The following is a 14384-nucleotide window of genomic DNA, read 5'->3' as shown; positions in this document are numbered from 1 at the left end:
GCGGAGGGGGTGTATGAGGGGTGTCTTTGAGTTCCACGTCTCCCGGCAGGCGCGCGATCGCTACCGCTTCGACCTCTCGCTTTTTTCGTTGAGCGGGAACGTAATACTGGCCGATTTCCAGGCCGCCCGGCGCTTCGCCGAGGCCATGAACGCCCAAAGGCCGCCCCACCAGGCGGTGAGCCCGGCAGACCTCAACGCCATGGGCCTGATCGACGAGATGCTGCACCTGCTGGTGCGGCAGCACGCCGCCGCCCACCCGGGGGTGTGGGGGCGGGCTTTGGCCTATCTGGCCGAGCAGGTAGGGGAGGAGGCCTTGGAGCGGACGCTGTGCGCCTTTGCCAGCGAGTTTCCCCCCCTGCCGGTCTACCGGGGCGAGGTGGGGCTGGGGGCCTACATGGCCGGTGCGACCGAGGGGCTGCCCCACCGCGAGGTTTTGCTGGAGGAGCTTTTGATGCTCCACCTGGCCAACGCGAACCCGGCTTTTGGGCCCTTCAGGGAGCTGTTCGACGACCAGAATCTGGCCCGCACCACCGCCTATTCCGCCCTCATCGCCCACCTGGAGCGCTTTTTCGAGGCCGAGCCCCTAGAAGGGGGCCTCTCGCTTTTCAGGCTGCTGCGCCTGCCGGCCTTGCTGCACCCCCACTCCCTGGAGGCCCAGCTCCGCTTTTTGCTCGAGCGCTTCGGGGGTCGGCTGGGGCGGCTTTACTACCGGGTGCTGGTGGCGCTGGACGTCATCCGGGAGGCCCGGCGCTCGTTTGCGCTGCCGGTAGGGTGGGGAGGCCCTCCGGCTGAAAGCGCTCTGCTCCACCCCCAGGAACTCCGCAGGGCTGCTGAGGTAGAGCCCGAGGCCTTCAGCCCTGACCAGGACTGGATGCCCCGGGTGGTGCTCCTGGCCAAGAACACCTATGTCTGGCTCGACCAGCTATCTAAGAAGTACCGCCGCCCCATCCGCACCCTGGACGCCATTCCCGAAGAGGAGCTGGAAAGGCTGGCCGGCTGGGGGGTGAACGCGCTGTGGCTGATCGGCCTGTGGGAGCGGAGCCGGGCCTCGCGCGAGATCAAGCGGCGGATGGGCAACCCCGAGGCCCTGGCCTCGGCCTACGCCATCTACGACTACAGGATTGCCGAGGAGCTGGGGGGCGAGGAGGCCCTGGCGGTCCTGCAGCGGAAGGCCTGGAAGCACGGCCTGCGCCTGGCCGCCGACATGGTGCCCAACCACACCGCCATGGACGGGCGCTGGGTGGTGGAGCACCCGGAGTGGTTCATCGGCCTGCCCTACCCCCCCTACCCCAGCTACACCTTTGCCGGGCCCGACCTCTCGGCCGACCCAAGGGTGGGCCTTTACCTGGAGGACCACTACTACGACCGCACCGACGCGGCGGTGGTCTTTAAGCGGGTGGACCGCGCCAGCGGCGAGGTGCGCTACATCTACCACGGCAACGACGGCACGGCCACGCCCTGGAACGACACCGCCCAGCTCAACTACCTCCTGCCCGAGGTGCGCGAGGCGGTCATAGGGACCATCCTCGAGGTGGCCCGCCGCTTCCCCATCATCCGCTTCGACGCCGCCATGACCCTGACCAAGCGCCACTACCAGCGGCTCTGGTTTCCCCCTCCGGGGGGCTCGCCCTGGGGGCCTTCCATCCCCAGCCGGGCCGAGCACGCCATGCCCCAGGAGGCCTTTGACCAGGCCATGCCGCAGGAGTTCTGGCGCGAGGTGGTGGACCGGGTGGCCCAGGAAGCCCCCGAGACCCTCCTTCTGGCCGAGGCCTTCTGGATGATGGAGGGCTACTTCGTGCGCAGCCTAGGGATGCACCGGGTTTATAACTCGGCCTTCATGCATATGCTGCGCGATGAGGAGAACGCGCGCTATCGCCAGGTGCTCAAGAACACCCTCGAGTTCGAGCCGGAAATCCTCAAGCGCTTCGTCAACTTCCTCAGCAACCCCGACGAGAAGACCGCGGTGGAGCAGTTTGGCAAGGGGGACAAGTACTTCGGGGTGATGACCCTCTGCGCCACCCTGCCGGGCCTGCCCATGCTGGCCCACGGCCAGGTGGAGGGCCTGGCCGAGCGCTACGGCATGGAATACGGCCGGGCCTACCTGGACGAAGTGCCCGACGAGGGCTTTGTGGCCTACCACCAGCAGCAGATCTTTCCCCTGCTCAAGAAGCGCCACCTTTTTGCCGAGGTGGAAAACTTCGTTCTATACGATGCCTGGAGCGAGGAAGGGGTCTGCGAGGACGTCTTCGCCTTCTCCAACCGGGCCGGTTCCGAGCGGGCCTTGGTGGTCTACCATAACAAAAACGCCACCGTGCGGGTCCGGCTGCGCACCTCGGTGCCCCGGCTCTTTGGGGGCGCCACGGGGCGCACCTTGCGGCAGGTGAGCCTGGGAGAGGGGCTGGGGCTTTCCCCAGAGGCCGGGTACTACTGCCGCTTCCGCGACCAGGTGACGGGCCTCGAGCATCTCTACCCCAGCCGGGCCTTTTTCGAGGAGGGGCTTTACCTCGAGCTCGGCCCCTACCAGCGCCGGGTCTTTCTGGACTGGCAGGAGGTCTACGACGCCGACGGCAGCTATGCCCAGCTCTACCAGCACCTCCAGGGGCAGGGGGTGCCGAGTCTGGCCGAGGCCTGGATTTCGCTTTGGCTTTTGCCGGTGCACGAGCCCCTTGGCCGTCTGCTGGCGCCCTTCCGGCTGTGCCGCCTGCTAGAGGGGGAGTTGGACGAGGCTTTGCGGGCGGAGATTGGGGCTGGGCTGGGGGCGCTTTACGCGGGGGCGGGGCGGCTTTCTGCGCTGGAAGCGCCCAGACCAGAGGAGGTGCTGAGGCGGCTGGAGGGAGCCCTCTGGGCCGGCAGGGCTGAGGCCCCCGAGGTGCGGGCGGCCCTGGTGGGCTGGGCCCTTTTGCAGGGGCTTGGGGCCCACCTGGAGGACTGGCGGCTCCAAGGGGTTTTCGAGCAGGCCTGCTGCGCGGCGGGCCTGGAGGCGGGGGCGGCCCGCCGGGCGGCGGGGCTTGTGGGGGTGCTGGTCGGCTTTGCCGGGCCGCCCGACCCCAAGTCCCTGCCCGAGGCTCTTGAGCGCTGGTTGCAGGACGCGCGCTGGCGGGGGTATCTGCAGGTGCACGAGTTTGCCGGCAGCCTCTACTTCAACCGCGAGGCCCACGCCGGTCTTTGGGCCGGCCTGCGGGGCGTGGCGCTGGCCTGGGCCCACGCCGAGGGGGCCTCGGGGGCGCGCAAGGGGGCTGTGAAGCGGGCCTGGCGCTCCCTCGAGGCCCGGCAGAACCGGGCGGCCGAGGCGGCGGGGTACCGGCTCGAGGCCTACCTGGCCCAGACCCCCCGGCCACGCAAAAGGCCGGACGACCTCACCCGCGTCTGGGGCATCGGGCCCCGGATGGCCCGCGCCCTGAAGCAGGCGGGCCTCACCACCTATGCCGGGCTGGCCCAGGCCAGCGAGGCCGAGCTGCGCGCGGCGCTGGCCAGGGCTGGTCTGCGCCCGGCCCCAAGCCTCCCCACCTGGCCTCGGCAGGCAGCCTACCTGGCCCAGGGCGACCTGGCGGGGCTGGAGGCCTATTTGCAGCAGGTCAGGCCTAGACGGAAGAAAGCTCGGTGATCTCCGGCTTTAGCCCCAGCCTCTGGATATAGGCCAGGTAGTCGGCCTCGTCCAGGGGATGCCGGCCTGCCAGGGCCACGATGAGGGCCTCCATCACGTTGGTGCCGAAGCTGCGGCCCTCCAGGCGGGGGGTGGTGGTGATGAGCCGGGCCACCCCCCGCGCCCGTAAAAACGCCAGGTCCTCGGGGGTGGTGGTGTTGGTGAGGACGGTTTTTCCCTCCATCCGCGGGGGCATGTAGCGGCGGATGAAGTGCCAGTCCCCGGCCACCACATCGGCCCAGGCGTAGTACCGCTGCCGCCAGTCCAGGACCTGTGCTTCCTGTTTAGCCCCGGTGGGGTAAAGCCACTGGAAGGGAAGCTGGGTGATGAGGGGCAGAAGCAAATAGGCCAGCTTTTGCAGCAGGGAAAGGCGGTAGATGGGGATGGGCAGCCCCAGGCCGAAGATGAGGTCGCCGTAGAGCACCTGGGCCCCCGCCTCGTCCAGGGCCTCGGCCAGGCCGAAGCGGTCCACCGCGCTGGGGACAAGGACCCGCTGGTCTTTCCAGCCTATCTGCGGCCCCAGAAGCCGCACGGCCTGCCGCTCAAGGGTGTGCTTGAGGCCCGAGCCGTCCACCAGGGGGGTCTTGCGGGCGGCCCGGGCCAGGCGGGCGGCCTCGCGGAAGGTGTAACGCCGCCCCCCGGCGTAAACATAAAGGTCGGCCCCCCCGAGCCCGAAGGCGTCTACCTTCCCGTCCAGCTCGCGGATTAGCTCCAGGGCCTTCTCCCAGCTCCCGTCGGTGCCGATGCGCTCGAGCACGAAGCTCTCCCCCAAAAGTTTCAGCTCGGTCCGGGCGTTGCGCTTGGAGGAGCCGATGGAGATGCTGACGATGTGTTTGGGCATGCTAGGAGTCTACTAGGTGTACTTCTCCCCCCGGACCACCTCCACGGTCTCCACGTAGGCGATGACCGCGTAGTTGGGGAAGTAGGCCTCGGCCAGGTGGGCCAGGATTTTCTCGGCCACCTCGGGGCTCACGATGGTCTCGAGCCGGATGTTGCTCCCCTCCCACTCGCTGGCCCGCACCCCCCGGCTGCCCTCGCCGCGGGCCTCGGTGATGGTGTAGCCCCTGGCTCCGAGCCTTTTGATATCCCGTACCAGGCGCTCTTCCAGGAATCCCTCGGCGATGATGGTGACCAGCTTGCGTGCGACCAGGGCCATCAGCTACCTCCGTGCACGAGGCGGGAGAGGGCGAAGTAGAGGGGAATCCCCAAGGTCAGGTTGAAGGGAAAGGTGATGCCCAAAGAGGCGGTCAGGTAGTAGCTGGGGTTGGCCTGGGGTAGGGCGATGCGCACCGCGGCGGGGGCGGCGATGTAGGAGGCGCTGGCGGCCATGGTGCCGAGGACCGTGGCCCCGCCCACCGACATCCCGGCCAGGCTGCCCAGCCAGACCCCCAGCGCCCCGTGCACCACCGGCATCCCCAGGCCGAAGCCCACCAAGAAGGCCCCCGCCTGCCGCAGGTCGCGCAGGCGTTTGGCTGCGACCATGCCCAGCTCGAGCAAAAACAGCACCAGTGCGCCCTGGAAGGGCTCCACGAAGACTGCGCTCACCTTCTTAAGCCCCTCAGGCCCGCTTAAAAAGCCTATCAGCGACCCGCCCACCAAGAGCAGGATACTCCGGCCGGTGAGGATCTCCCGCACCGCCTCACCCATCGAGCTGCCCTTCAGGTTGCGCCGGGCGATCAGCAGGGCTATGACGATGGCCGGAACCTCCAGGATGGCTACCAGGGTGGGCAGATACCCCTCCACCGGCTGCCTGGCGGCCTGCATGAAGCTGGTGGCGGCGGCGAAGGTAACCGCCGAGACCGAGCCGTAGTGGGCGGCGAGGGCCGCGGCGTTGACCACATCCATCCGGCCCAGCCGGCGGAGGACCAGGTAGGCGAGAAGAGGGGTGAGCACCCCGAGGGCCAGGGTGGCCAGGGCCGGCCTCCAGACCTCCTCCAGAGGGGTGGAGGCCAGCGCGGCCCCGCCCTTTAGGCCGATGGCCAGGAGCAAGTAGATGGAGAGGCTGGTGTAGAGTGCCTCAGGGATTTTGAGGTCGGAGCGGACCAGGGTGGCCACCATGCCCAGCACGAAGGCCAGCACGGCGGGGGAGAGCAGGTTGGTACGAAGGAGTTCAAGAGTTTCCACGGCGGGGGATTCTACCTCAAGGGCCAAGGGGTTTTGGGTCTGGGGCCGGGGTTTTTTGCTCCCGTCTCCCTGAGATTCCCAGGCTAGAGCAAGCGGGGCGATGAAAAACGGGCTTGTGTTCTTTTGTTTTTCTGCTAAACTGCCCCTAGCCTGGGGCGCAACAGCCCAAAAAGACGACCGATGGACGTGCCGGAGTATCCCCTGGTGGGCCTTATTATGGGCTCCAAATCGGACTGGGCGACCCTCGAGCCCGCCGCCAAGACCCTGGAGGCGCTGGGCGTGCCCTACGAGGTGCGGGTGGTCTCGGCCCATCGCACCCCTGATCTGCTCTTCGCCTATGCCGAGGAGGCTGAGGGAAGGGGTCTTGAGGTCATCATCGCCGCGGCCGGGGGGGCAGCCCACCTGCCCGGGATGACCGCGGCCAAGACCCTGTTGCCGGTGCTGGGGGTGCCGGTGGAGTCGAAGAGCCTCAAGGGCCTGGACTCGCTGCTCTCCATTGTGCAGATGCCCGCAGGGGTGCCGGTGGGCACCCTGGCCATCGGCCAGGCCGGGGCCATTAACGCGGCCCTGCTGGCCACCAGCATCCTGGCCCGCAAGTACCCCCACCTCAGGGAGGCCCTCCACCGCTACCGCAGCGCCCAGACCGAGGCCGTGCTGGCCCAGCCCGACCCCCGCCAGGTCTGAGGTAGGCTATGCCCATGCGGATCGGCGTGCTGGGGGGCGGGCAATTGGGGCGGATGCTGGCCTTGGCTGGGTACCCTCTAGGCCTTTCCTTCCGCTTCCTGGACCCTTCAGAGGAGGCCCCTGCGGGCCAGGTGGCCGAGCTTTGCGTGGGGGAGTACGAGGAGGAGGTCCTGCTGCGCTTCGCTGAGGGGCTTGAAGGGGTGACCTACGAGTTCGAGAACATCCCCCTCAAGGCCCTGGAAACCCTCGCCCACCGCCTGCCGGTCTACCCTCCCCCCCAGGCCCTGGAGGTGGCCCAGGACCGTCTGGCGGAGAAGACCTTCTTCCAGCGGCTCGGTATTCCCACTCCGCGCTTCTACCCGGTGAGTTCTAAGGAGGAGCTTTGGGCAGGGCTCGAGCACACCGGCTGCCCGGCCTTGCTCAAGACCCGCCGGTTGGGCTACGACGGCAAGGGGCAGTATCTGATCAGGACCCCGGCCGACCTGGAGGAGGCCTGGGCCCGCTTGGGTGGGGTGCCATCAATCCTGGAGGCCTGGGTGCCCTTTACGCGCGAGCTCTCGCTGCTGGGGGTGCGCTCGCAGAAGGGCGAGGTGGCCTTCTACCCCCTGGTGGAGAACCACCATCAGGGGGGCATCCTGCGCAAAAGCCGGGCTCCAGCCCCCCGCTCGGAGCATTTGCAGGCCCAGGCCCAGGCCCTGGGGCTGGCGGTGATGGAGGCCCTCGATTACGTGGGCCTGCTGGCCATTGAGCTTTTCGAGGTGGAGGGGGTCCTCTGGGCCAACGAGATGGCCCCCCGGGTCCACAACTCCGGCCACTGGACCATAGAGGGGGCCGAGACCAGCCAGTTTGAGAACCACCTGCGGGCCGTGCTGGGCTGGCCCTTGGGTTCCACCACGCCGCGTGGGCACGCCGTCATGCTCAACCTGATTGGACAGGCCATCGAACCGGCCCGGGTGCTGGAGGTGCCGGGGGTCCACCTGCACTGGTACGGCAAGGCGGTGCGGCCGGGCCGGAAGGTGGGCCACATCACCCTACGCTGCGACAGCGAGGCCCGGCTCGAGGCCTTGCTGGAGCGGCTCGAGGCCCGGCTGAAAACCCCATAGTTGCCGCACAACACCCTGGTATACTGGGGCTGGCTAGCGCTCGCGTGCAGAGGTGGGCCCTTCATTTAGGAGCAGAAGTTTTTCGCAGGTATCCCCCGACCCATGATCTGCCCCCGCTGTGGCCACAGCAACGCCGCCGGTGAGGAAATTTGCGCTCACTGCGGCAACACCCTTTGGCCTGGGGGGTCCTTCGTGCAGGAGCGGCGCTGGGTGAGCGTGGTTTTCTTCGACCTCTCGCGCTTCACCGAATACACTCTAAAGCACGCCTTGGAGGACGCCTGGGAGGCTACCCACAACGCCCTTCAGGCCGCGGCCAGCCACGCTCGGCTCTATGGGGGCCATGTGGACAAGTTCTTTGGCGATGGCTTCCTGGCCGTCTTCGGGGTGCCGCGCAGCCAGGAGTCCGACGCCCAGGCGGCCCTCGAGGCGGCTCGGGCGATGGTTGCCTCCAGCCCTCTGCCGGGGCGGGCTGGGGTGGCCAGCGGCCTGGTGCTGCGCACCCCTTTAGGCGGCGGGGTGGCGGGGGACCAGACCGTGCTGGGGCCGGCGGTCAACCTGGCCCAGCGCCTTTCTCAGGCGGCCCCCCCGGGGGAGGTGTGGTGCGACGCCACCACCGTGCGGCTGGTGCCCAGGGCGCTCGCCGAGCCCCTTCCACCCCAGCCCCTCAAGGGCTTCGCTGAGCCCCTGGTCCCCTTTTGCTACAGGGGGATGCGCTCGGAAGCGCCCGACCTGGTGGGGCGCGAGAAGGAGCTGCAGCGTCTTAGGGAGGCGCTGGTCGAGGTGCAGCAAGGGGCGGGGCGGCGGGTGGTGGTGCATGGGCCGATGGGGGTGGGCAAGTCGTACCTGGCCCGCTGTTTTGTGGAGACCCTACCCCAAGGGGTGCGTGGGGTGGTGGCCCCTCGGCTGACCCTGGGGGTAGCCCTGCGCCATGCCTTGCGGCAGGGGTTGCAGCAGCTTCTGCGGGAGGGCCTCGTGCGGCTGCGGCAGCTCGAGCTGCCTGAGCATCTGCAAACGGTTTTGGAGTACAGCGTGGGCTTGGAGCCCCACCCGGGCCTACCGGCGTCCGAGCTGGATGCTCTGCTCGTCGAGGCCTGGCAGCGCCTGCTGGCCCGGGTAGCCCAGGAGGGGCCGGTGGTGGTGGTGCTGGACGACCTGCACAGCGCCGACCCCACGGTGCTGGAATTCACCCGCCGGCCGGCCCCCCCAGGGGTCTTGCTGCTCCTGGTGGCCCGGCAGAACCGCTGGGGGCCAGCCGAAGACCTCCTCTCCCTACCCCTGGGCCCCCTTTCGTTGGAGGAGACCCAGCGGCTCATCCACCAGATTCGCCCTGAGCTGCCCCCTGCCACCTGTTTGCACCTGGCCGAGGCCAGCGGAGGATACCCCCTGGCGGTGCGGGCGCTGAGCGTGACCGCGACGGGGGAGCCCGAGCCCATCCCCCTCTACCAGCCCCGCCTGGACGGTCTACCCCGCCCGGCCCGGGTGGCCCTGCAGGCCGCCGCAGTGCTGGGGCCCACGGTACCCCCCGAGCTGGTGCGCCACCTGGTGGGGGAGGAGGCCGACCTCACCCGGCTGGTGGGGGAGGGTTTCCTCGAGGCCGACGAGCAGGGGCAGCTTCGCTTCGTCATCCCTTGGCTGCGGGAAGCTGTGCTGGGTCAGGTGGGGGCGGGCCAGGCGCGGGGCTGGCACCAGCAGGCGGCCCGCTGGTACCAGCGCCAGGGCCGGTTGGCCGAAGCAGCCGTCCATCTGGAGGCCGCCGGCGACGTCCGGGCGGCCTACCAGGCCTGGCGGCTGGTGGCGCAGCAGGCCTGGAGCGAGGGGCGCTACGCTGGGGCTTTGCTGGGCTACCTCGAGGCCTTGCGCTTGGCCGAGGGCAGGGTGGCCTGGCAGGCCGCGCTGGAAGCTGCCGAGGCCCATCTGGCCCTGGGTCGCTACGCTGAAGCGCTGGAGCTGGCCGCTCGGCCGCTGGCCTCGCCCGAGCTTCCCCCCACCCTGCGCCAGTGGGCCTGGGCCCTGCGCCTGGAGGCCAGCTTGGCCCTAGGGCAGGCAGAGCCGGTCGAGGCCTTGCCAGAGGAGGCCCAGGAGCCCCGCTTTCGGCTGGCCCTGGCCCGGGTTCGCACCGGCGCGGAGGCGGAGGACTTGCTGGCAGGCCTTCCGCCGGGGCTGCAGGGCCCTGCCCTGCTGGTGCGGGCCAGGGCCTGGCTGCGGGAGGGCCGGTTGGCCGAGGCCCAGCGGGCCTGCGAGCGCTACCTGGAGGAGCACGCCCGGAACCCCACCGAGTGCTTCGAGGCCCGCCAGCTTCTGGCTGAGGCCCTTTGGCGGCAGTTCAAGCCGCAGGAGGCCCTCGGCGCCCTGGTGGCCCCCCACGAGGCCCTGCCGGCCTGGTTCACCGCCCTCTACCACGCCAGCCGGGCTGCCCTGCTTTTGGATCTGGGCCAGCTCGAGCAGGCCGAGCGGCTGTTGGAAGAGGCCGAGCCCCTTGTGGAGGGGGCGCCGGCCTGGGTGGTCGAGCGGCTGGGGCTGGCCTGCTTGCGCTACTTCCTCGAGTCGGGCCAACTGGAAAAAGCGCTGCGCTACGGCGAGGCGGTGCTGGCCCAGGCCCCTTCCCCTCTTTTGCACGGCTACCTGGCCGTGGCCCACGCCCTAGCCCCGGGCCGCAGGCATGGCGAGATGCTGGAACGGCTGCTGTGGGGGCTGGAGGTGGAGGACGCCGAGGCCCTTGCGCTGGCGGAGCTGGCCTTGGGGCTGCGCAGGAGCTACGAGGGGCAGGATGGGGGCCCCCACCTGCGGCGGGCAGCCCGGCTGGCCCGGAAGGGGCATAACCCGGGCCTCTACTACCACGCGCTTACCGTGCTGGGCCTCCACCTGTATTCCCGCTCGGCCAGGAAGGCCTTGGCCCTCTCGCGCTACCTGCTCCGCCAGACCGCCGCTTCGGGCTTTGAGCTCCACCACGGGTATGCCCGTCTGCTGCACGAACACATCCTGCTGCTAGAGGGAAGAGAGTCTGGGCTGGCTGATTTTGAGGCCAAGACCCCACTGGCCAGGCTCTGGCGGCGGCTTCTTTGCCAGGAACTTAGAAGCGAGAAGCTGCGCGGCTACGGTATCGTGGGGATCTGGCTGCGCTGGTGGGCCCGGCGCCTCCCGGGCCCGCGCCCTTTTGAGGGGGTGGGGGTAGAGCCGGGGCAGGCGCTAGAATAAGGGTCCATCCCGGCTGGGGCCGGAGGGTTTATGGACAGCGAGAGCGCCCGGGCCATCGAGCTGATTCGCGCCCGCATCTCCATTCGCGAGCTGGTGGGCCGGTATGTGGCGCTCAGGCCCAGCGGCAAGGGGGTTTGGAAGGGGCTTTGTCCCTTCCACCAGGAGAAGACCCCCTCCTTTTATGTGGACGAGGCCAAAGGGCTCTGCTACTGCTTCGGCTGCAAGGCGGGGGGGGATATCTTCGCCTTTTTGCAGCGGGTGGAGGGGCTGGAGTTCCGCGAGGCCCTGGAGCGGCTTGCCCAGGAGGCCGGGGTGGAGCTGCCCCGCTTTGGGGGTCGCCCCTCCCCCCGCAAGGAGGCCCTGCGGGTGCTCGAGCTGGCCCAGGCCTACTTCAAAAGCCACCTGGGGGGCGAGGCCCTGGCCTATCTGGAAGGCCGGGGTCTGCTCCCGGCCTCCATCGAGCGCTTCGGCCTAGGCTACGCCCCGCCTGCGCGCGAGGGACTGCTCCGCTACCTGCACGACCACGGCATTCCCCCGGACCAAGGGGTGGCCGCAGGGGTGCTCCTGGAGCGGGAGGGGCGCTATTTCGACCGCTTCCGCCACCGCGTCACCTTTCCCCTCCAGGACCCCTTGGGGCGCATCGTGGCCTTTAGTGCCCGGGCCCTTGCGCCGGACGATAACCCCAAGTACCTGAACTCCCCCGAGACCGCCCTTTTCAAGAAGAGCCACCTCCTCTATGGCTACCCCCAGGCCCGCGCCACCCTGCGCGAGCGCGAGCGAGCGGTGGTAGTGGAAGGGCTTTTTGACGTGATAGCCCTGCACCAGATGGGCTTTAGCGAGGCGGTGGGGGTGCTGGGCTCCTCGCTTTCCGGGGAGCAGGCCCACCTTTTGCGGCGGGCCGGGGTGGCTGAGCTGTATCTGGCCTTCGATGCCGATGAGGCCGGTCGCCGGGCCACCCTGCAGAGCCTGGACCTGGAGGTTGCGCGCAGCTTTGTGGTCTACGCGGTGAAGCTGGAGGGGGGTAAGGACCCCGCCGACCTGCTGGGGTTGGAGCAAGGGCGGGCGCTTTTTGAGAAGGCCCTGGCCGAGGCAGTCTCTGAGGTGGACTACCGCTTCGAGCAGGCCGCGGCCGGGCTGGACCTGCGCCGCCCCGAGCACAAGCAGAAGGTGCTCGAGGCTCTCCGGCCGCGCCTTTTGTCGCCCGAGCCCTTTGACCGGGTGGCCGAGAGGCTAAAGGCCAAGGTCATCAGCGCCCTGGGGCTCACCCCCCGCGCCCTGGAGGACTACCTGGCCCAGGCCCGCCGGGGCCGGGCCACCCCGCCTGGGGGGGTGCCTTTGGGCCTGAGCCGCCCCGACCTAACCGAGAAGCGCCTGCTGCGCGAGCTGGACGTGATTGCGCTTCTGTACGGGGTGCCAGAGGAGGAGTTCTTAGACTGGGTGCAGTATGTAGAAGACCACACCTGGCCGCCCGAGGGCAGCCTCCTGGCTGAGTTCGTGCGGGTCTGCCGCGAGCAGCGGGGCAAGGGGCGCATTCTGCGCTACTTCGAGCAGCGGGGGGAGGGGGCCCGGCTGATGGATGTGCTCATGAAGAGCCCTAGCCTCGAGCGGGATAGCCTGGAGGCCCACCTGGCGGTGGCCCTGGCCCGGGTGCGTGAGGTCTACTACGAGATGCGCTTAGACCGTCTAAAAAGCCAGCTAAAGAACACCACCGAGTTGGATGAGATCCGCGCCCTTACCCGGGAGATCCAGGAGGTCCTGCAGGCCATCGAGGCCGAGCGCCGAATCTACAGGCGCTAGCGCGCGGTCCAGCCCAGGTCCATCACCTGGGCTGAGCCGGTGATGGCGCCGGCCTTTTCGGAGGCCAGGAAGAGGGCGTACTCCGCCACCTCCAAAGGCTCAATCAGGCGCTTGATGGCCGCCGGGGCCAGCATGACCCGCTCGATCACCTCTGAAGCGGGGATGCCCAGGGTGCGGGCCTGGTCGGCAATTTGCGACTCCACCAGGGCAGTGCGCACGTAGGCTGGGCAGATGGCGTTCACGGTGATGCCGTACTCGGCCGCCTCGAGGGCCACCGTCTTGGTCAGGCCTAGAAGACCGTGCTTGGCCGCGATATAGGCCGACTTGTAGGGGCTTGCCACCAGCCCGTGCAGCGAGGCGATGTTGATGATCCGCCCCCAGCGCCTTTGCTTCATGCCGGGAAGGGTGTACTTGATGAGCTGGAAGGGGGCGGTGAGCAGGACCTGGAGCATCTGGTTCCAGGTTTCCTCGGGGAATTCCTCCACCGGATGGATGCGCTGCAGGCCCGCGTTGTTGACCAGGATGTCCACGGGACCCTGCCGCAAGGCCTCCTCGGCCAGGGCTCTTACGTCCGCCTGGTTCGCCAGGTCGGCCTGGATGAAGACCCCGCCCAGGGCCCGGGCCACCTCGGCCCCGGTGGGGGAGAGGTCGTTTAGGATGAGCCGGGCCCCCTCGCGGGCGAAGACCTCGGCGATGGCCCTGCCGATGCCGCTTCCTGCCCCGGTGATGAGGGCGGTTTTGCCGCTGAGTTGCATGGCTCCATTATTCCCCGCCCCTAGGCTTCAGGCCAGCGCCGGTCGATGTAGTCGAGCCTCCGCCCCCGCAAAAGCCAGGCCGCGACCAAAGTGGTGAGGGGTACGGCCAGCACCAGCGCCAGCGAGCCCACCAGCATGGTCACGATCTCTGCGGCGAAGGTCTCGTTGTTCACCAGCAGGTAAAGCGGCACGTCGCTTCTGCTGATGAGGAGCAGCAAGGGCAGGCTGCCTGCAGCGTAGGCCAGCACCAGGGTGTTGACCAGGCTGCCGATGTGGTCGAAGCCCACCGTCATGCCCCGGTTGTACAGCTCGCGCAGGCCGTAGCGGGGGTTGGCCTGGACCAGGGCCTGCACCACCGCGGCCTGGGTTACGGTCACGTCGTTCAGGGCCCCCAAAGCCCCCACCACCACCCCGGCCAGGTACAGGGCCACCAAATCGAGCTGGCCCCCGAGCTGGAAGCGTGCTAGGAAGGTCTCCTCGGAGGTGAGGCCGGTGAACTGCATCCACTCAGTGAGGAGCGAGGCGAGCACCAGGGCCACTATGGTGGCCAGAGTGGTGCCAATAAGGGCCGCGGTGGTCTTGCGGTTCACCCCGTGCACGAAGTAGATCGAGAGGGCCAGGATGCCGAAGGCCCCCACGAAGGTGACCAGAAGGGGGTTGTTGCCGGAGGAGATCTGCGGCACCACGAAAAAAGCCAGCACCCCCATGCTGGCGGCGGTGCCCAAAAGCCCCCGCAGCCCCTTGCCCCGCCCCAGGGTAAGGGTGACCAGGGCGAAGAGCCCCAGGAGGCCCCACAGGTAGGGGATGCGGTAGGGTTCGGCGATGTAGGCCCTTCCGCCGGCCTGGTAGACCACCACCCGCTGGCCCACGTGGAAGCCGGCGAACTCGGTGGGCAGCTCAGCCTCCTTTCGCTCGCCTCCTATCTCCACGGTGGCGGTGTGCGGGCCCAGGGCCACGATGCGGGCCACCGTGTAGGCCTCGGGGGCGGAGGGCTCTTGGGCCCAGACCGGTAGGAAGAGGATGAGCAGGGCTAGAAAGCGCATGGCACCAATCTATGGGAGGGTTATGGGGCAGTGCCTGAAA

Annotated in this window: 10 protein-coding genes; 5 read left to right on the top strand and 5 right to left on the bottom strand. The window is 68.9% G+C overall.

What is annotated here, in order from left to right; translation table 11 throughout:
• Positions 1–13: 13 nt before the first annotated feature.
• The gene (locus DV704_RS06465) at positions 14–3604 is read left to right on the top strand and encodes an alpha-amylase family glycosyl hydrolase (RefSeq protein WP_114798764.1); all 3591 of its coding nucleotides are present in this window, start codon (positions 14–16) and stop codon (positions 3602–3604) included.
• On the opposite strand, the gene DV704_RS06460 is transcribed toward DV704_RS06465, so the two are convergent.
• From DV704_RS06460 to DV704_RS06450, 3 genes are read right to left on the bottom strand one after another with little or no spacing between them, the layout of a single operon-like run.
• Positions 3582–4484, bottom strand: coding sequence for a quinate 5-dehydrogenase (locus DV704_RS06460; RefSeq protein ID WP_114798763.1), 903 nt, complete (start codon positions 4482–4484; stop codon positions 3582–3584). The two genes, DV704_RS06465 and DV704_RS06460, sit on opposite strands and share 23 nt — an antisense overlap.
• A gap of 12 nt (positions 4485–4496) precedes the next feature.
• Positions 4497–4799 carry a transcriptional regulator gene (locus DV704_RS06455; protein WP_114798762.1) on the bottom strand — a complete coding sequence of 101 codons (303 nt, stop codon included), beginning with the start codon at positions 4797–4799 and terminating at the stop codon, positions 4497–4499.
• Positions 4799–5767: a sodium-dependent bicarbonate transport family permease gene (locus tag DV704_RS06450; RefSeq protein ID WP_114798761.1), complete on the bottom strand. Its 969-nt coding sequence runs from the start codon at positions 5765–5767 to the stop codon at positions 4799–4801. The genes DV704_RS06455 and DV704_RS06450 overlap by 1 nt, the downstream gene beginning before the upstream one ends.
• Positions 5768–5947: 180 nt before the next feature.
• Between DV704_RS06450 and purE the strand changes: the two genes are divergently transcribed.
• The 4 genes from purE to dnaG all read left to right on the top strand — a co-directional run bounded on the left by purE (position 5948) and on the right by dnaG (position 12546).
• On the top strand, positions 5948–6451 hold the full coding sequence (purE, locus tag DV704_RS06445) for a 5-(carboxyamino)imidazole ribonucleotide mutase (protein WP_114798760.1): 504 nt from the start codon (positions 5948–5950) through the stop codon (positions 6449–6451).
• Between the two features lie 14 nt (positions 6452–6465).
• The gene (locus DV704_RS06440; protein WP_114798759.1) at positions 6466–7554 is read left to right on the top strand and encodes a 5-(carboxyamino)imidazole ribonucleotide synthase; all 1089 of its coding nucleotides are present in this window, start codon (positions 6466–6468) and stop codon (positions 7552–7554) included.
• Positions 7555–7656: 102 nt separating this feature from the next.
• Positions 7657–10749 carry an AAA family ATPase gene (locus tag DV704_RS12445; RefSeq protein WP_114798758.1) on the top strand — a complete coding sequence of 1031 codons (3093 nt, stop codon included), beginning with the start codon at positions 7657–7659 and terminating at the stop codon, positions 10747–10749.
• 30 nt (positions 10750–10779) lie between these two features.
• Entirely contained in the window at positions 10780–12546 is a 1767-nt protein-coding gene (gene dnaG / locus DV704_RS06430) for a DNA primase (protein ID WP_114798757.1), read from the top strand.
• Here dnaG and DV704_RS06425 read toward each other — a convergent pair.
• Together DV704_RS06425 and DV704_RS06420 are read right to left on the bottom strand one after the other, a co-directional pair.
• On the bottom strand, positions 12543–13301 hold the full coding sequence (locus DV704_RS06425) for a 3-hydroxybutyrate dehydrogenase (RefSeq protein WP_114798756.1): 759 nt from the start codon (positions 13299–13301) through the stop codon (positions 12543–12545). The genes dnaG and DV704_RS06425 overlap by 4 nt on opposite strands.
• Positions 13302–13321: 20 nt before the next feature.
• Positions 13322–14344, bottom strand: coding sequence for a YibE/F family protein (locus DV704_RS06420; RefSeq protein ID WP_114798755.1), 1023 nt, complete (start codon positions 14342–14344; stop codon positions 13322–13324).
• Positions 14345–14384: the final 40 nt, after the last annotated feature.

Source organism: Meiothermus sp. QL-1, assembly GCF_003351145.1.
Lineage (GTDB): Bacteria > Deinococcota > Deinococci > Deinococcales > Thermaceae > Meiothermus.
This window is presented reverse-complemented; position numbering and strand designations above follow the sequence as displayed.